This is a genomic window from Dyella jiangningensis, assembly GCF_003264855.1.
Classification (GTDB): Bacteria; Pseudomonadota; Gammaproteobacteria; order Xanthomonadales; family Rhodanobacteraceae; genus Dyella; species Dyella jiangningensis_C.
The window spans coordinates 1,689,951-1,708,309 of record NZ_NFZS01000001.1; the positions used below are offsets into that span (position 1 = coordinate 1,689,951).

Annotated in this window: 15 protein-coding genes and 1 riboswitch; of the genes, 11 read left to right on the forward strand and 4 right to left on the reverse strand. The window is 65.6% G+C overall.

From position 1 onward, the window contains the following. Positions 1–40: 40 nt before the first annotated feature. The 9 genes from miaA (at position 41) to CA260_RS07600 (ending at position 10,759) form a co-directional block, all read left to right on the forward strand. Positions 41–979, forward strand: a complete 939-nt coding sequence (gene miaA, locus CA260_RS07555) for a tRNA (adenosine(37)-N6)-dimethylallyltransferase MiaA (protein WP_111982021.1) — start codon at positions 41–43, stop codon at positions 977–979. A gap of 173 nt (positions 980–1,152) precedes the next feature. Beyond that, positions 1,153–1,419, forward strand: a complete 267-nt coding sequence (gene hfq / locus CA260_RS07560; RefSeq protein ID WP_038619551.1) for an RNA chaperone Hfq — start codon at positions 1,153–1,155, stop codon at positions 1,417–1,419. A 150-nt stretch (positions 1,420–1,569) separates the two neighbouring features. After that, on the forward strand, positions 1,570–2,886 hold the full coding sequence (hflX, locus tag CA260_RS07565; protein WP_111982022.1) for a ribosome rescue GTPase HflX: 1,317 nt from the start codon (positions 1,570–1,572) through the stop codon (positions 2,884–2,886). 259 nt (positions 2,887–3,145) lie between these two features. Further along, a complete protein-coding gene (hflK, locus tag CA260_RS07570) occupies positions 3,146–4,306 on the forward strand; it encodes an FtsH protease activity modulator HflK (RefSeq protein ID WP_111982026.1) in 1,161 nt (386 codons plus the stop codon). Continuing rightward, positions 4,303–5,172, forward strand: coding sequence for a protease modulator HflC (hflC, locus tag CA260_RS07575; protein ID WP_111982032.1), 870 nt, complete (start codon positions 4,303–4,305; stop codon positions 5,170–5,172). Before hflK ends, hflC begins: the two co-directional genes overlap by 4 nt. 13 nt (positions 5,173–5,185) lie before the next feature. After that, positions 5,186–5,371, forward strand: coding sequence for a DUF2065 domain-containing protein (locus tag CA260_RS07580; RefSeq protein ID WP_111982035.1), 186 nt, complete (start codon positions 5,186–5,188; stop codon positions 5,369–5,371). Positions 5,372–5,520: 149 nt separating this feature from the next. Then, positions 5,521–6,813: an adenylosuccinate synthase gene (locus tag CA260_RS07585; protein ID WP_111982038.1), complete on the forward strand. Its 1,293-nt coding sequence runs from the start codon at positions 5,521–5,523 to the stop codon at positions 6,811–6,813. A gap of 286 nt (positions 6,814–7,099) precedes the next feature. After that, positions 7,100–9,748: a M1 family metallopeptidase gene (locus CA260_RS07595; protein ID WP_111982044.1), complete on the forward strand. Its 2,649-nt coding sequence runs from the start codon at positions 7,100–7,102 to the stop codon at positions 9,746–9,748. 363 nt (positions 9,749–10,111) lie between these two features. Further along, positions 10,112–10,759, forward strand: a complete 648-nt coding sequence (locus CA260_RS07600) for a hypothetical protein (RefSeq protein ID WP_111982046.1) — start codon at positions 10,112–10,114, stop codon at positions 10,757–10,759. A gap of 58 nt (positions 10,760–10,817) precedes the next feature. On the opposite strand, the gene CA260_RS07605 is transcribed toward CA260_RS07600, so the two are convergent. Next, positions 10,818–12,377 (reverse strand): carbohydrate-binding protein, encoded by a 1,560-nt coding sequence (locus CA260_RS07605; protein ID WP_111982048.1) that lies wholly within the window; start codon positions 12,375–12,377, stop codon positions 10,818–10,820. Positions 12,378–12,949: 572 nt separating this feature from the next. Further along, entirely contained in the window at positions 12,950–15,841 is a 2,892-nt protein-coding gene (gene gcvP / locus CA260_RS07610; protein ID WP_111982050.1) for an aminomethyl-transferring glycine dehydrogenase, read from the reverse strand. A 54-nt stretch (positions 15,842–15,895) separates the two neighbouring features. Next, positions 15,896–15,989: riboswitch (glycine riboswitch) on the reverse strand. 200 nt (positions 15,990–16,189) lie between these two features. Here gcvP and CA260_RS07615 point away from each other — a divergent pair. Both CA260_RS07615 and CA260_RS21315 read left to right on the forward strand, forming a co-directional pair. Further along, positions 16,190–16,606, forward strand: a complete 417-nt coding sequence (locus CA260_RS07615; RefSeq protein WP_111982054.1) for a VOC family protein — start codon at positions 16,190–16,192, stop codon at positions 16,604–16,606. Positions 16,607–16,918: 312 nt separating this feature from the next. After that, a complete protein-coding gene (locus CA260_RS21315; RefSeq protein ID WP_238149645.1) occupies positions 16,919–17,065 on the forward strand; it encodes a GYD domain-containing protein in 147 nt (48 codons plus the stop codon). Between the two features lie 92 nt (positions 17,066–17,157). Here the strand turns inward: CA260_RS21315 and CA260_RS07625 are convergent, their stop codons facing one another. Together CA260_RS07625 and CA260_RS07630 are read right to left on the reverse strand one after the other, a co-directional pair. Further along, positions 17,158–17,757, reverse strand: a complete 600-nt coding sequence (locus tag CA260_RS07625) for a cytochrome c3 family protein (RefSeq protein ID WP_111982056.1) — start codon at positions 17,755–17,757, stop codon at positions 17,158–17,160. Between the two features lie 2 nt (positions 17,758–17,759). Then, positions 17,760–18,347, reverse strand: a complete 588-nt coding sequence (locus CA260_RS07630; RefSeq protein WP_111982058.1) for a nitrate reductase cytochrome c-type subunit — start codon at positions 18,345–18,347, stop codon at positions 17,760–17,762. Positions 18,348–18,359 lie beyond the last annotated feature (12 nt).

Sequence of the window (18,359 nt, forward strand, 5' to 3'; positions counted from 1 at the left end):
GCCCTGTAAGCGCGCGGGCGCGGCACCGTACAATGGCCGGATGCCGATCGATCAGCGCCCGCTTGCCGTGTTCCTGATGGGCCCGACTGCGTCGGGCAAGACGGCGCTTGCCTGCGCGCTGAGCGAACGATTTCCGGTGGAGCTGGTGAGCGTCGATTCGGCGCTGGTGTATCGCGGCATGGATATCGGCACTGCCAAGCCTGATGCGGCGACACTGGGAACGTATCCCCATCGGCTCATCGACATCCGCGATCCGGCCGAACCCTATTCGGCTGCCGACTTCCGCGGTGACGCGATGGCGGCCATGCAGGACATCACCGCCACGGGCAGGGTGCCTTTGCTGGTTGGCGGCACGGGGCTTTACTTCCGCGCGCTGCAGCAGGGGTTGTCCCAACTGCCTGAGGCCGATCCTGCGATCCGCGAACGCCTTGCTGCCGAGGCTGCCGATGAGGGATGGCCGGCGTTGCACGCACGACTGCAGCGCCTCGACCACACCGCGGCAGCACGCATCGGCCCCAATGATGCGCAGCGTATCCAGCGCGCGCTGGAGGTGATCGAGCTCACCGGCCGGACGTTGTCCGAGCAGCAGCAGGGCGGCAGTGGCGAGCGGTTTCCGTGGCGGGTATTGAAGCTCGCGCTGCTGCCGGCCGATCGCGCGCCGCTGCATGCACGCATCGCCGAACGCTTCGATGCCATGCTCGCCTGCGGCTTCCTGGACGAAGTGCGCGTGCTGCGCGAGCGCAAGGACCTGCATGCCGACCTGCCCGCCATTCGCGCCGTGGGCTACCGCCAGGCCTGGGAGCATCTGGACGGCCAAACGAGCGCCGCCGAATTTCGCGACAAGGGCATCTTCGCCACCCGCCAGCTCGCCAAGCGGCAAATCACCTGGCTGCGCAGCGAGCTCGACGCGCGCGTGCTCGACCCCGACAACCCAGGCCTGCAGGCGCGTGCGGAGGACGCCTTGGAGCTGTTTCTCTGAGACGCGCGACACATCTTGCGCCGTGTTTTCTAAACGTCTTCTTCACACATCAAATCGTCCCACTTCTGGTCTTTCATCAACGATTTAAAAGTGGTTAATATTCCTCAATCTTGGGCCGGGACGCGGCGTGCGTCTTTTTCTCCGGCCCGTCCGTTGCGAGGGGAGAACAAGAAATGTCCAAAGGGCAATCACTGCAAGATCCGTTTCTGAACGCACTGCGCCGGGAGCGCGTCCCGGTAGCGATCTACCTGGTCAATGGCATCAAGCTGCAGGGCACCATCGAATCCTTCGACCAGTTCGTCGTGCTGCTGCGCAACCAGGTCAGCCAGATGGTCTACAAGCACGCCATTTCCACCGTCGTGCCGAGCCGCAACGTGCGCGTCGGCAATGGCCATGAGGGGCACGAGGCCGCGACGGCCACGGCCGATACCGAAGGTTGATTCGGCGGACCTGCCGACCCATGTGAGTGAGAGGGCGTCAGGCCGGGGCCGCATTGGGATCTGGCGCCGCGCCGGCATACACTTCCACTCCCGCCCGCGCCGTGGGCCTAGCCCGCGGCGCTGCGTCTTCCTACAGGTCCGTCCCTATCCGTGTTTGATCGTCAAAAGAAAGGCGAACGCGCCCTCCTGGTTCTTCCGCATTCGCGCGGGGAAGGGGATGCGGTGCGGCGCGCCGAAGAATTCGCCGAGCTCGCCAAATCCGCCGGTGCCGACATCCTCGGCACCCTCAGCGCCCGCGTCGACGTGCCCAATCCGCGCTACTACATCGGCAGCGGCAAGGCCGACGAGATCGCCGAGGCCGCGCGCGCCCTGGGCGCGGACCTGGTGCTGGTCGACCACCTGCTCTCGCCGGTGCAGGAGCGCAACCTCGAAAAGCATCTGAGCGTGCGCGTGGTCGATCGCGCCGGCCTGATCCTGGACATCTTCGCCCAGCGTGCCCGTTCGCACGAAGGCAAGCTGGAAGTGGAGTTGGCGCAGCTCAAGCACCTCGCCACGCGCCTCGTGCGTGGCTGGACCCATCTGGACGCCCAGCGCGGCGGTGCCATCGGCAACCGCGGTCCCGGCGAAACCCAGCTGGAAACCGACCGCCGCCTGCTCGCCGAGCGCGTGAAGATGCTCAGCAAGCGCCTGGAGAAAGTGCAGACCCAGCGTGTGCAGCAGCGTCGTGCGCGCCTGCGCAACACGGTGCCGCGCGTGGCGCTGGTGGGCTACACCAACGCCGGCAAGTCCACCTTGTTCAATGTGCTGACCGAAGGCGAGGTGTTCGCCGCCAACCTGCTGTTCGCCACGCTGGACCCGACCGTGCGCAAGCTCGATGGCCTGTCCTGCGGGCCGGCGGTGCTCGCCGACACGGTCGGCTTCGTGCGCGAGCTGCCCCACGACCTGGTGGCTGCGTTCCGCGGCACCCTGGCCGAGGCGCGTGATGCCGACCTGCTGCTGCACGTCAGCGATGCCGCCGACGATGAGCGCGAGCGGCTGGCCAAGGTCGTCGACAGCGTGCTCGAGGAAATCGATGCGGGTGACCTGCCGCAGCTTCGGGTGATGAACAAGATCGACCTCGCGGGTCTCGAACCGCGCATCGACCGCGACGCGGAGGGCCGACCGACCACCGTATGGCTGTCGGCGGCTACCGGCGAGGGCGTGGACCTGCTGAAGCAGGCGCTGGGCGAACTGCTGGGCGGCGACCGCGTGCAGTCGGAATTGCGCCTGCCGCATTCCGCCGGACGGCTGCATGCCCGCCTGAAGGCAGCCGGCGCCATCGCCGGCGAGGAAGTGGACGAGCAGGGCTGGCGACTGAGCATCGACGCACCGCGCAGCGTCATCGCCCCCTTGAGCGGCGGCAGTGCGGCCGAGGCTGCACTGTTGCGCGATCTGCTCGGCACCCCGGAAGAACAACCCTTCCTGTAGCAGCGCGCCCTGCGCGACATGCCGGCGCGTGGCCCGTCCGCCACGCGGCCGTCGCTCGGGGTGCGGTCCCGCGCGGCAGGTTTGGCGCGCAGGGGGAGGAATCCCCGCCCGGCTCTGGTAGAATGCCCAGTGTTTGTGCGGCCATCCGGGCCCGGGCGGCACACTTGTCACGACAAGCACCCGAGACCATGTCCAAACCCGTTCAACGCGTTTTCCGGCCAATGCAGCCGGCCTCCCAGCGGCCTCAAGGAGACTGACCATGGCCTGGAACGAACCCGGTAACGGGCAACGTGATCCCTGGGGCAAGAACCGGCAGACCGGCAACAAGCCGGGGCTGGACGACATCCTCAAGCAGCTGCGCGACCGCTTCGGCAAGCTCGGCGGCGGTGCCGGCGGCATCTTCGTCATCCTGCTGGCCTTCGTCATCGTGTGGGTGGTGATGAGCAGCTACACCATCGTCGATGCGCGCCAGGCCGGCGTGGTGCTGCGTTTCGGCAAGTATTCGCGCACGTTGCAGCCGGGCTTCCACCTGAAGTTTCCGCGCCCGCTGGAAACCGTGACCAAGGTCGGCACCACCGAGATCCGTTCGGTGTCGGACAAGGTGCGCATGCTTACCAGCGACGAGAACATCATCTCGGTCGACTTCAACGTGCAGTACCAGGTGTCGGATGCCCGCAAATACCTGTTCTCGCTGAGCGGCCCGCCGGAAGACACGCTGCGCCAGGCCGCCGAGGCCGCCGTGCGCACGGTGGTCGGCGCGAACATCATGGACAACATCCTGACCAGCCAGGGCAACGAGCAGGGCACGGCCGCCACGCCGGCCACGGCCAGCACGGCGCCGACCGTTCCCACGCCCGTGGTGCCGGCAACGCCGGCCGCGGCGGTACGCGACACGCTGCAACAGCAGACCCGCGAGATCCTGCAGGCCACCTTGAACGAATACGACTCGGGCCTAATGGTCACCGATGTGAGCTTCCAGAACGTGGCGCCGCCGCAGGAAGTGAAGGACGCCTTCGACGACGTCAACGCGGCGCGCGAAGACAAGCAGGGCACCGAGAACAACGCACGTGCCTACGCCAGCCAGGTGGTGCCGGTGGCGCGCGGTGATGCCTCGCGCATCCTCGCCGAGGCCCAGGGCTACAACGCGCAGCGCGTGGCCATCGCCACCGGTGACGCCGCACGCTTCAACCTGATCCTCAAGGAATACAAGGCCGCGCCCGACGTGACCCGCCGCCGCCTGTGGCTGGAAACCGTCGAGGACGTGATGTCCAACAATCCCAAGGTGCTGGACGGTTCCGGCGGTCGCAACATGATCTACCTGCCGCTCGACAGGGCCACCGGCAAGGACGTGCCCGGCGTGGGCGCGGTGATGCAGTCCGCGGGCAACGACGCGATGGCTGGCAAGGAGAAGCAGCAGTGAAATTCGCCTCCGCCATCGTTGCCGTGCTGCTTGTGCTGATCGGCTTCAACAGCCTGTTCGTCGTGCACGAAGGACAGACCGCCCTGGTGCTGCAATTTGGCCGCATCGTGCGCACCGGCGACACGCCCGGCCTGCACGTGAAGATGCCGTTCGTGCAACAGGTGATGACCTTCGACAACCGCATCCTCACCCTGGAGGCGCAGCCCGAGCGCTACTTCACCTCCGAGAAGAAGAGCGTCAACGTCGACTTCTACGTGAAGTGGCGCATTGCCGACAACGCCGCGTATTACCGCGCCACCGCCGGCGACGAACTGCAGGCCGCCAACCGCCTCACGCCCATCGTGAAGGATGCGCTGCGCTTCGAGTTCAATGGCCGCACCCTGCAGGAACTGGTCTCGGCTGGCCGCAAGGATGTCACCGAGCGCGTGCGCAAGCAGACCGATATCGCGGCGCGCAAGAACCTCGGCATCGCCGTGGTCGACGTGCGCATCAAGCGCATCGACCTGCCGGACGAAGTGAGCGAGTCGGTGTACAAGCGCATGCGCGCCGAACGCGCCCAGCTGGCCAACGAGCTGCGCTACACCGGCCAGCAGGCGGCCGAAACGATCAAGGCCGATGCCGATCGCCAGGCCCAGGTCATCAAGGCCGAGGCCGAGCGCGATGCCGCCAAGGTACGCGGCGAAGGCGATGCCCAGGCCGCGGCGATCTATGCGCAGGCCTACGGGCAGGACCCGGAGTTCTTCGCGTTTTATCGAAGCCTGGCGGCGTACCGTAAGTCGTTCCAGGACGGCAAGGGCGTGCTGGTGCTGAAGCCGGATTCGGAGTTCCTGAAGTATTTCCACGACGGCGCGTCGGCCAAGCACTGAGTGGCGGCCGACGATGTCGCGTGAACTGTTGGCGGCGCTGTGCCTGGTGCTGGTGATCGAAGGACTGGTGTTGTTCGCCGCGCCGCGCAGCTGGCAGGCCACCATGCGCGAGGCGGTGAAATTGAACCCGCGCACGCTGCGTGTGTTCGGCGCGGTGGCCATCGGCATCGGGCTGGTCGCGTTGCAGTTGATGCATTGAGTTGATGCGGCGGATGGGCCGTTCAAAACCATCGGGAATTGACGCGAGCGTGGTCGCTCCGGCGACGTGACTGCCGGCGGGACAGCCACGCTCCGAAAGAGACTCGCCCTCGCGGGCACCCGACTTTTCAAATTGACGAGAGCAACATCATGGGCAAGTCAGTAGTCATCCTCGGCGCGCAGTGGGGCGACGAAGGCAAGGGCAAGATCGTCGACCTGCTGACCGAGCAGGTCAAAGCCGTGGCGCGTTTCCAGGGTGGCCACAACGCCGGCCACACGCTGGTGATCAAGGGCAAGAAGACGGTGCTGCACCTGATCCCCTCGGGCATCCTGCGTGACGACGCGCTGTGCCTGATCGGCAACGGCGTGGTGCTGTCGCCGCAGGCGCTCAAGCAGGAAATCGAAGAGCTGGAAGCGCAGGGCGTGGAAGTGCGCTCGCGCCTGAAGATCAGCCCGGCCACGCCGCTGATCATGCCGTACCACATTGCCGTGGATAAGGCGCGCGAAGCCGCTGCCGGCAAGTCGGCGATCGGCACCACCGGCCGCGGCATCGGCCCGGCATACGAAGACAAGGTCGCCCGCCGCAGCGTGCGCGTTGCCGACCTCATGTACCCGCACGAGCTGCCGGAGAAGATCAAGGCGGCGGTGGAGTACCACAACTTCATCCTTACCCAGTGGCTGAAGGCCGAGCCGGTCGACTTCCAGCAGGTGCTGGACGATGCGCTGGCCTACGGCGAGTTCATCCGCCCGATGGTCGACGACGTCGCCACCATCCTGCACGACGTGCGCAAGGAAGGCGGCCACATCCTGTACGAAGGTGCGCAGGGCGCATTGCTCGACATCGACCATGGCACCTATCCGTACGTGACCTCGTCCAACACCACTGTCGGTGGTGCACTGGCCGGCACCGGCGTGGGCGCGGGCGACATCGACTACGTGCTGGGTATCTGCAAGGCCTACGCGACGCGCGTCGGCGGCGGTCCGTTCCCGACCGAGCTCAACGACGATATGGGCGAGCGCCTGCGCAAGGTCGGCAACGAGTTCGGCGCAAGCACGGGCCGTCCGCGTCGCTGCGGCTGGATCGACCTGGTGGCGCTCAAGCGCGCCGTGCAGATCAACGGCATCAACGGCCTGGCGATCACCAAGCTCGACGTGCTCGACGGCCTGCCCAGCATCAAGGTCTGCATCGCCTACGAATACCGCGGCAAGCGCCGCGAGCTGGCGCCGCTGGACGCCGATGGCTGGGCCGAGTGCAAGCCCGTGTACCTGGAGTTCCCGGGTTGGGAAGAGTCCACCGCCGGCATCCGTGAATGGGACAAGCTGCCGCCGGCCGCTCGCGCCTATCTGCGCGCCGTGGAAGAACTCTCCGGTTGCAAGCTCTCGCTCGTCGCCACCGGCGCCGACCGCGATGACACCATCGTACTGGACGATCCGTTCGCCTGATCGGGAGGCGTCAGTTCCAGACCTCAAAAAGCCCCGCATTGCGGGGCTTTTTGCTGCGCGGCGCACGCGCTTTTTTCGTAGGAGCGCACCCTGTGCGCGAAAAGCCTACGGAGCGGTGATGTCGTGACTCTGCGGTCGCGCACGGGGTGCGCTCCTACAGAAGAAGAGGCGCGTCTCAACCCACCATGACTTCCGGCCATGTTGGCTCGCGCTCGCATGCAGCACCATCGACCTGTTTTGCACCATTTCCGGGCCACCCGTTTGGTCCACCAACAAGGGGATAAACATGCGTACTCGCCTGGTTTCCGCCATTGCGCTCGCATTGGCCGGCGTGACTTTCACCGGCGCCGCACTGGCCGCCGAGGCCGCGCCCACGGCACAGACCACCACCCAGCTGCCGCGCGCCGTGCGTCCTTCGCACTACGCGGTGTCGATCACGCCGCATGCATCCACGCTGACGTTCGACGGCAAGGTCACGGTGGACGTCGAGGTGCTCGCGCCGACCAACGTCATCACGCTCAACGCCATCGACATGAGCTTCAGCAAGGTGGAACTCACGGCCGGCAAGGGTGCCTCGGCGCTGACGCCGAAGGTGAGCACCGACAACGATGCGCAGACTGCCACTTTCACCTTCGACAAGCCCATCGCCAAGGGCAAGTACCAGCTGTCGATGAGCTACGCCGGCAAGATCGGCACGCAGGCCAACGGCCTGTTCGCCATCGATTACGACAGCAAGGCCGGCAAGAAGCGTGCGTTGTACACGCAGTTCGAGAACTCCGATGCGCGCCGCTTCATCCCGTCGTGGGATGAGCCGAACTACAAGGCCACGTTCGATCTCGATGTGACGGTGCCGTCGGGCGACATGGCGGTGAGCAACATGCCGGTGGCGTCGAAGACCGATGCCGGCAACGGTCTCTCGCACATCACGTTCAAGACCTCGCCGAAGATGTCGACCTACCTGCTGTTCTTCGGCACGGGCGAGTTCGATCGCATCACGACCCAGTCCGAAGGCGTGGAAATCGGCGTGGTCACGCAGAAGGGCCTGAGCGCGCAGGGTGCCTTCACCCTGGAATCGGGCAAGGCAGTACTGAAGGAATACAACGATTACTTCGGCGTGCCGTATCCGCTGCCCAAGCTCGACAACGTCGCTTCGCCGGGCAGCAGTCAGTTCTTCTCGGCGATGGAGAACTGGGGCGCGATCTACACGTTCGAATACGCCTTGTTGCTTGACCCGTCCTTCTCGACGTTGCAGGACAAGCAGAACGTGTTCGGCACCGCCGCGCACGAAATGGCGCACCAGTGGTTCGGCGACCTGGTGACCATGCGCTGGTGGGACGACCTGTGGCTCAACGAAGGTTTCGCCTCGTGGATGGCCTCGCGCACCACCGATCGCCTGCATCCGGAATGGAACACCAAGCTCGACGCGGTGGGTATCCGCGAAGGCGCGATGTCGCGTGATGCGGTGGTCACCACCCATCCGGTCGTGCAGCGCATCGACACGGTGGAACAGGCCAGCCAGGCCTTCGACTCGATCACCTATTCCAAGGGCGAGTCGGTGATCCGCATGCTGGAAAACTACGTGGGCGCCGACAACTGGCGCACCGGCGTGCGCAACTACATCAAGGCGCATGCCTACGGCAACACGGTATCCGACGATCTGTGGCATGCCATGGATGCCGTCGTGCCGGGCAAGCAGGTCACCACCATCGCGCATGAATTCACGCTGCAGCCGGGCATCCCGCTGATCCGCGTGGAGGCAGGTGCGTGCGCCAACAACGCGGTGACGCTCAAGCTCACGCAGGGCGAGTTCACCAAGGATCGGCCGGACAAGAAGCCGTTGCGCTGGCACGTGCCGGTGACGGCGCAGAGCATCGGTGGCAAGCCGGTGCATACGCTGGTCGATGGCGAAGCCACGCTGGCGGTGCCGGGTTGCGGTCCGGTGCAGGTGAACGCAGGGCAGAGCGGGTACTACCGCACGCTGTACGCGCCGGCGCAGGTCTCGGCGATCAAGGAAGGCTTCACCAAGCTCGAACCGATCGACCAGCTCGGCGTGATGAGCGATACCTGGGCGCTGAGCATGGCCGGCCTGCAGCCGGTGGCGGATTTCCTGGATCTGGCGAAAGCCACGCCGGTCGGCGCCGATCCGCAGATCTGGGACGAAGTGGCCGGCAGTTTCTCCGCGCTCAACGACTACTATCGCGGCGATGCCAAGCGCCAGGCGACGTTCCGCACGTATGCCGTCAAACGCCTGTCGCCGGTGTTCGCCCGCGTGGGCTGGGAAGCCAACCCGAACGAGAGCGTGCCGACCACGATCCTGCGCAGCCACCTGATCAGCACGTTGTCCAACCTGGGTGACAGCACGGTCATCGATGAAGCACGTCGTCGCTATGCGGCCCAGGCCACCGATCCGAAGGCGGTGCCGGCCGAGCTGCGCAAGACCATCCTGGCGATCGTGGCCAGCCACGCCGACGCGGCCACCTGGGACAAGATGCACGCCGCCGCCAAGGCCGAGAAGACGCCGCTGGTGAAGGATCGCCTGTATGCGCAGCTCGCTTCGGTGGAGGACGAGGCGCTCGCCAAGCGAGCGCTCGACCTTGCGCTGACGGATGAACCCGGTGCCACCAACAGCGCCGGCATGATCCGCATCGTGTCGCGCCTGCATCCGGAGCTCGCGTTCGACTTCGCGATGGCGCATCGCGAACAGGTGGACAAGGTGGTGGATGGCAGCTCACGCAGCCGTTACTACCCGGCGCTGGGCAGCAGTGCGTTCGACCAGGCCATGATCGACAAGATCAATGCCTACGCGACCAAGTACCTGGCGCCAAGCTCGCGTCGCGATGCCGAAACCGCCGTGGCCAACATCAAGTACCGCATGATGGTACGCAACGAACGCCTGCCGTCGGTGGATGCGTGGTTGGGGAAGAACGGCGGCTGATCTGCCGCACGTGTGAAGCGAGAAGTCCCTCTCCCTGCGTGGGGTGAGGGTTCGCGCTCGCCGCGTCGTTGAGTGCCTCACTCCGCCCGCACGCTCATCCGCCTGCGACCGGAGGAAGTCCCTGCGGGGCCGGCACCTTCTCTCCCACGGGACTACCTACGGGTCGCCGAGGGGAGAAGGGGGCTTCGTTATGACATAGCTTGTCTTCCGTCAGTCGTTTGCCCACCCATCGCAACACGTCCTCAAGGCCCCGCACGTCGGGGCCTTTTTCCTGCTGTGCGCGTGAGCCAACTCATCGACAGTGCGCCAACGGCAAGGCAACCGGCGGCGGTCGAGACTGCAGGCGAACTTCGGAGAAGCATCATGAAGCAAGCCAAGCAGCCACCTTCGAGCAAGACCGCGGGCGAGAACGTGCAGAGCCAGGGCGGTATCCGCCGTGACGAAGTGGAAGAAGCGCGCAGCAACTTCGATCCCGCATCAGGCGGGCAGGGCGGGCATCTCGCCACGCAGGTGCCGGGACAGTCGCTGGATGAAGGCGGTGACGAGTTGAACACCGGCTTCACCGGCGACGACGGTGCGCATGTGGCCGCGAACACGGTGTCCGAACCTGGTGATCTCGAACCCTGGCAAGCCGCCAACACGCTACCCGACAACGGACAGGGCACCGACCTCAACATCGGCAGCCGTGACATGACCGATCGACCGCCCACGGACGACATCGGCACCTACGCCGCGCCCACGTCGACCGAAGGCGGGCAAGGCAGCGTGAGTGGCACGGGTAACGCGCGACCCCATCATGGCCGCGAAGCGGAAAACGAAACGATCGAGCGTTCGGGCGGTGCTGGTGCCGGGCAAGGTTCGAGCTATCAGAGTGGTGGCACGGCCGTTGATCGCGCGCAAAAGATCGCCGAGCGCAAGGCCCAGGAAGGTACGGCGGCGTCGCCGAGAAACGAGGCCGGTGGCCGCGACCCGTCGCCGCGGACGCCGCTCGGCAAGGATCGCAGTCGTTGAGGTGCGAAGGGCGGCATCCGCGGGCCGGCATCGGTGCCGGCCCGCGACGCGTTTTGCCTTATCTCCCGAGGTCACTCAGGAATCGCTTGGTGAACTGCAGGTTCGTGCTGGATGGCACCGAGTTGCAGGTCGGCGACGCGGTGGTCTGGTTGCACGGGTTGTCGCGATCGAGCGACCAGAAGTGCAGGCCGGCGAGCCCATTGCTGACGGCATAGCTGGTGACGGCATCCACGTTGGCCACCGAGAAGTTCTCGTTGGATACATCGTTCACGCCGATCATCGGGGTGAGCTCGATCTTGCTGGCGGGAATGCCATAGGTGTGCTGCAGGTTGGTCACGGCCTGGATGGCCGACTGGCCCATGTCGCACACGCCGCCCGACACCACGCACACGCCGGCGCTTGGTCCGCCGTAATCCATGACCATCAGGTTGATCGTGTAGTTGGTGAGCGAGGAGGCCTTGATGGCCTTCACCACCATGTCACCCAGGCTGTTCACACCGCCGTAGCTGCCATCCGATGCGCCCAGCGTGGCGAGCGTGAAGGAGAAGCGCAGGTTGGGATACAGCGATTGGCCATACACCGCAGCGGCCACGAGGTTGTTGATGCCTTGTTGCGACTGGCCGCCTTCGATGTCGAAATCCACGCCCACCATTTGCGGCGACATGTAGCGCGAGAGGAAGGTGGCGAAGTTCGCAGTGCTGCCGCAGGTAAACGTGCCCGCCTGGCCGCCGGTGGAGACCACGTAGGGCAGGCCGGCGCTGGAAAGCGCGCTGATGTTGGCGCTGGCGAAACTCGCGCCCGGCACGCCGCCCCAGTTCTCGCTGCCGCATTCGCCGGTGGCGAAGGCGAGGGTGATCGCGCTGAGGTTGGTGACGTAGTTCGACTTCAGGCTGCCACTGCCGACGACCGGAATCGACGATCCCGTAGCCGTCGCCGTCTGCATCACGTTGGTGTTCCAGTTGAGATTGATCGTGATGTCCTTGTAGGGACTGAACAGCAGGTTGGCACCCGTGCCTGGCGGATTGGTGGTGCCGCCGCCGCCCGTGCCGCCGCCTCCGGTACCGCCACCGCCCGTGCCGCCTCCGCCACTGCTTCCGGTGCATGAGCCTTGTGATGTCCATGGCTGCGCGGAACCGGCAGGGCCATTGTTCGTTGCAGGATCGTTGCCCTGGGTCCACCAGTTGGCGACGTAGTTGATGCCGTTCTCGCTGGCGACCTGGCCGCCGGTATACACCTGGCTCGACACCCACGCGGCCGCACACGTTCCACCGGAGCCCGTACCGCCGCCACCGCCCGTGCCTCCGCCGGAACCCGAGCCGCCGCAAGCCCCTTGCGAGGTCCATGGCTGGCCCGAGCCGCTGGCGCCGTTGCTGGTCGCCGGGTCGTTGCCCTGCGTCCACCAGTTGGCGACGTAATTGGTGCCGTTCTCGCTGACCACGGCGCCGCCGTTGTAGGCGGTGCTGGCGCTCCACGCCGCCGCGCAGGCGGGCGTGCTCTGCGCCTGTACCGTCTGCACGGGCGCCATCGTCATCAGGCTCATGGCCATCACGCCACCGGCAGTGCTGCCGAGCGCGTGCAGGGCCGTGCGAAACCACATCACCGATTGCTTTACACGCATAAGGGTTTCTCCTTGGGTGAAAAGTGCAATGTCAGGATGGAGCTGTTGCGGCGACTGGCCGGTTCCCACCGGCCAACCGGGTCCGATCGTTCCGCTGTCCGTACCCGTCATGGCGCGCGCCATGCCTGGAGCGATGTCGTCTTGTGTCCCCGGAATGACAACGTTGTCCTCAATGACTCGACGAAACTGTGACGCGCGCCGTGAAATCGAGCGAAGTTGCTGGAGCTTATGGATGTCTGGTTATGTCCCGCGATGCAGCAGGAATCTGTTGCTTTGCAGCGATCTTCTTGGCGAAAAACTGATAAACGCCTGCGTCGTCGATGGTGCGTTGCGATCGGCGATGCGCGTTGCCGGGAAGGTCGCATTTCCTCTCGGTGACAACGTTGTCCTCCCTGGCTCTTCTTCCGTAGGAGCGCACCCAGTGCGCGACCGCGGAGGTCGGTGTTTTCGCCCCGTAGGCTTTTCGCGCACTGGGTGCGCTCCTACAGAAGTAGGAAGCGGTCGCTATCGACGGCCGTAAAAAAAGGGCTCCGCGAACGGAGCCCTTCTCGATGACGACGATGTGCGATGCGTTACGCGACGTTCGGCTCGCTGAACGCCTCGATCTCGCCCTTGAACGCTTCCACCGGCACGCAGCTGCAGAACACGTTCTTGTCGCCGTAGACGTTGTCCACACGGGCCACCGGGCTCCAGTACTTCTGGAACTTCAGACTGGGCAGCGGGAAGGCGGCCAGTTCGCGGGTATACGCGTGCGTCCACTCCGAGGCCGACACCATCACGGCGGTGTGCGGCGCATGCTTGAGCGGGTTGTCCTCGCGATCGAGCTTGCCGCTTTCGATGGCGCGGATTTCGTCGCGGATCTGGATCATCGCGTCGATGAAGCGATCCAGCTCGTCCTTCGATTCGGATTCGGTCGGCTCGACCATCAGCGTTCCCGCGACCGGGAAGCTCAGCGTCGGCGCGTGGAAGCCGAAGTCGATCAGGCGCTTGGCCACGTCTTCGGCACCGATGCCGGTAGCGTCCTTGAGCGGGCGCAGGTCGAGGATGCACTCATGCGCCACCAGACCGTTGCGGCCGGTGTAGAGCGTCTCGTAGTGCGGCGCCAGGCGCTTGGCGATGTAGTTGGCGTTGAGCAGCGCCACCTGCGTCGCGCGGCGCAGGCCGGCGGCGCCCATCATGGTGATGTACATCCAGCTGATCGGCAGGATGGAGGCCGAGCCGAAGCTCGCGGCGCTGACCATGCCTACGGTGCTTTCAGCACCGTAGGCCCCTGGCAGGAACGGGGCGAGATGCGACTTCACCGCGCACGGGCCGACGCCCGGGCCGCCGCCGCCGTGCGGGATGCAGAAGGTCTTGTGCAGGTTGAGGTGCGAGACGTCCGAGCCCCACTTGCCGGGCTTGGCGACGCCGACCAGCGCGTTCATGTTGGCGCCGTCGACGTACACCTGGCCGCCGTGCGCGTGCACGATCTCGCAGATCTTGACGACGTCTTCCTCGAACACGCCGTGCGTGGACGGGTAGGTGATCATCAGCGCGGCGAGGCGGTCGCTGTACTTCTCGGCGGCACGCTTGATGTCTTCCACGTCGACGTTGCCGTTCGCGTCGCACTTGGTCACCACCACCTGCATGCCGCACATCTGCGCGGAGGCCGGGTTGGTGCCGTGGGCGGACTCGGGGATCAGGCAGATGTCGCGATGGCCCTGGCCGCGCGAGCGGTGGTAGGCGCGGATGGCGAGCAGGCCGGCGTATTCGCCCTGCGCGCCGGAGTTCGGCTGCAGGCTCACCGCGTCGTAGCCGGTGCACTCCACCAGCATCGCTTCCAGCTCGTCGATGAGCTGCTTGTAGCCGGTGGCCTGGTCGGCCGGGGCCAGCGGATGGATGTTGGCGAACTCGGGCCACGTCACCGGGATCATTTCGGCGGTGGCGTTGAGCTTCATGGTGCAACTGCCCAGCGGGATCATGGTGCGATCCATCGCCAGGTCCTTGTCGGCCAGCGAGCGCATGTAGCGCAGCAGCTCGTGCTCGCTGTGGTGCGTGTTGAAGGCCGGGTGGGTGAGGAACTTGGTCTTGCGGAGCAGATCGCGCGGCAGTGCATCGTGCACGTCGGCATCGAGCGCATCGATGTCGGCGATGGTGGCGCCGAACACGGCGGCCAGCGCAACGACGTCGGCGCGCGTGGTGGTTTCGTCCAGGCTGACGCCGACGCTGTTGGCATCGATTGCGCGCAGGTTGATGCCGGCGGCGCGTGCCTTGGCATGCAGCGCAGCGGCATCCACGCCGGTCACGTGCAGCGTGTCGAAGAAGTCGGCACCGGCAGTGATACCAGCCTGGCGCAGCGCCACGAACAGGATCGAGGCCAGGCGATGCACGCGGCGGGCGATGCGGGTGAGGCCTTCCGGACCGTGGTACACGGCGTACATGCTGGCCATCACGGCCAGCAGCACCTGCGCGGTACAGATGTTGGAGGTGGCCTTCTCGCGGCGGATGTGCTGTTCGCGCGTCTGCAGGGTGAGGCGGTAGGCCGGCTTGCCTTCGGCGTCGATGGACACGCCGATCAGGCGGCCCGGCATCGAGCGCTTGTAGCTGTCGCGGCAGGCCATGAAGGCGGCATGCGGACCGCCGAAGCCGAACGGCACGCCAAAGCGCTGGGTGTTGCCCACCACGATGTCGGCGCCCCATTCGCCGGGTGCGGCGATCAGGGTGAGGGCGAGCAGGTCGGTGGCCACGCAGACCACGCCGTGGCGCGCGTGCACCGCGTCGGCCAGGGCCTTGTAGTCGTTGATGCGGCCGAAGGTGTTGGGGTACTGCAGCAGCACGCCATAGCTCTCGACCGAGGTGGCTTCGCTGTCGTCGCCGATGTGCAGGTCGATGCCCATCGCCTCGGCGCGGGTCTTGATCACTTCCAGCGTCTGCGGATGCACGGCGTTGGAAACGAAGAACACGTTGGACTTGGACTTGGCCGAACGCTTGGCCAGGGTCATCGCCTCGGCGGCGGCGGTGCCTTCATCGAGCAGGGACGCGTTGGCGATCTCCATGCCGGTGAGGTCGGCGCACATGGTCTGGAAGTTGATCAGCGCTTCCATGCGGCCTTGCGAGATTTCCGCCTGGTACGGCGTATAGGCCGTGTACCACGCCGGGTTTTCCAGGATGTTGCGCAGGATGACGTTCGGGGTCAGCGTGCCGTAGTAGCCCTGGCCGATGAAGCTCTTGAACACCTGGTTCTTGTCGGCGATGGCGCGGATCTTGGCGATCGCTTCGACTTCGGTGATCGGCGCGGGCAGGGCCAGCGGGGCCGGCGACTTGATCTTGCCCGGCACGATGGCGTCGGTCATCGCTTCCAGCGAGTCGTAGCCGACCGCGGCGAGCATGGTGGCGATTTCCGCGTCGTTGGGGCCGATATGACGCTCGATGAAGGCGTCGTGGTGCTCGAGGTCGCGCAGCGAAGGATGGGCGTTCTGACTCATGGCAAGGGGCATCCGGAAATGACCGATAACGGCCGGACGTGCAAGCTGCACGTGAAGCGCCCCTCTGTCCTTTTGCCTGAGAGTTTGGAAGCTTGCGCTTCGTGCCCCTTCGGCGCCGGATTCAACCGGTCTCTCCAGAGTGTTGGTACGGGTGATGGTATGGGGCCTGAGCGATTACGGGCATTGCGCCTTCGGCAGCGGTTCGCACCGCTTCTCCCACCACACGCTAAACGTCGATTATAAGGTGCCCGGGCGGGCTTTGCCTCCCTCCTTGGCTCGCGCTTCAGTCGCGGTGTGGCACGAGTCTCACCCCGCGTAAGATGAACGCCCCCAACCCCGGTAAGCGCCATGACGCCTCCCTTCCAGCTGGCCCGGATCGACCATGTGGTGCTGCGCGTGCACGATCTGCCCGCCATGCAGCGGTTCTATTGCGATGTGCTCGGTTGCCGCGAGGAGCGCCGGCAGGACGAAATCGGCCTGGTCCAGCTGCGCGCCGGCGACTCGCTGATCGACCTGGTGGCGCTGGACGGCAAGCTCGGCAGGCTGGGTGGTGCCGGGCCGGGCACGCAAGGGCACAACATGGATCACCTGTGCCTGCAGGTGGAGAACTATGACGAAGCCGCCATCACCGGCCACCTCAAGGCGCATGGCGTACGCATCGGCGAGATCGGCTCGCGCTACGGCGCCAAGGGCGAGGGCCCGTCGATCTACCTGTACGATCCGCAGGGCAACATGGTGGAGCTGAAAGGCCCGCCGCACGCCTGATCGCAGCCAGCGGTCGTCTTCACATGGCGGCCGAGATCGCCGCCTTATAGTCCCCCACCGTTGGTCCCGGTGGCGCGCGAGCCACCCCGCCGGTGGTGCCCCGTTCCAGGCAAGCCGTCGTTCGCGCCACGGGACAAGCGCTATGTCTGATGCCACCCACCGTTTCGCACTCACGTTGGATCCAGACAGGAGAACCAGCATGGCGACATATATCTCGCTCACGCACATGACCGACCAGGGCATGCGGGCGATCAAGGGCACGACCAAGCGTGCGGAAGCCGTGAAGCGGCTGCGGCGAAATTCGGAGCCACGGTGAAGGACATCTATTGGACGCTGGGTCAATACGACCTGGTGACCGTCATCAAGGCGCCCGATGAGGTATCCGCCACGGCGTTCGGCTTGACCATCGCGTCGGCCGGAAACACGCGCTCGGAAACCTTGCGGGCATTCTCCGGGTAGGAGATGCAGGCCGTGCTGGGCAAGATGGGATAGGACGCCAATGAGGAGGGCCAAACCACATTGGGTTTGGCCCTCTCACGGTACAACGGTGATCAGCCCTGCGGGATCCCCGCCATGTCCGGCAGGTGATGCGCGATGCCCTTGTGGCAATCGATGCAGGTCTTCTCACCCGAGCCCAGCCAACGCTTGTGGATCTCGGCGGCACGGCTCGACTGCCGCGTCAGGTCCATCGACGTGTAGTTGTGGCAGTTGCGGCATTCGAGCGAATCGTTGGCTTTCAATCGCGTCCACTCGTGCTCGGCCAGCTCCAGGCGATGGTCGAGGAACTTCTCCCGCGTATCGATGGTACCGAAGATCTTGCCCCAGACCTCCTTGGAGGCCTGCATCTTGCGCGCGATCTTGTCGGTCCAGTCATGCGGCACATGGCAGTCGGGGCAGGTGGCGCGCACGCCCGAGCGATTGGTGTAGTGGATCGTGGTCTTCAGTTCCTGGAACACGTTGTCGCGCATTTCGTGGCAACCGGTGCAGAACGCTTCGGTGTTGGTCGCCTCGAGTGCGGTGTTGAACGCGCCCCAGAAGATCACGCCGGCAATGAATCCACCGAGCGTGAGAAAACCCAGGCTGTAGTGCACGCTGGGCCGGCGCATGGTTCGCCAGAAGACGAGGGCCCACGACTTGATCCGTGTCCACATGGTCAGTTCGCCTTGTGCGCTTGCTGTTCGGACTGCTCGGACAGGATGGCGTCGATATCCTTGAAGTTGTTGGCGACCAATGGCTGCGCGTCGGTCTGCACGACATGGCACTGGTTGCAGAAATAGCGTCGCGGCGAAATGGTTGCCAGGAACTGATCGTCGCGATCCATGTAGTGCGTCACGCTCACCGGCGGCGCCTGGAACTTGTCCGCGTTCGCACGTGCATGGCACAGCAGGCAGCGGTTGGAATTCTTGTCGACCTGGTAGTTGTCGATGGAGTGCGGGATGGTCGGTGGCTGCATCGGGTAGGCGCGGTTGCGCTTGATGTCCGCGTTCTCCACGTGCGCCAGTGCCGGCGCCATGCCTTCCTGGTTGACCGGCACGCCGCGGCGGATGGCGTCGATCTGCTTGCCTTGAGGCGCTTCCTCACCCGAGGGTTTGGCGCCCGATGGCGGCAGGTTGGCCGATGTCGCCGCGGTGGCGACCACGGGCGGTGGTGCACTGCCGGCCTTGCGGCCCGCCACAAAGGCCACGGCGGCCACGACGATGACAGCCAGCAGGCCGATGGCGATGAGAGGTTTGTCGCGCATATCGATGTCCCC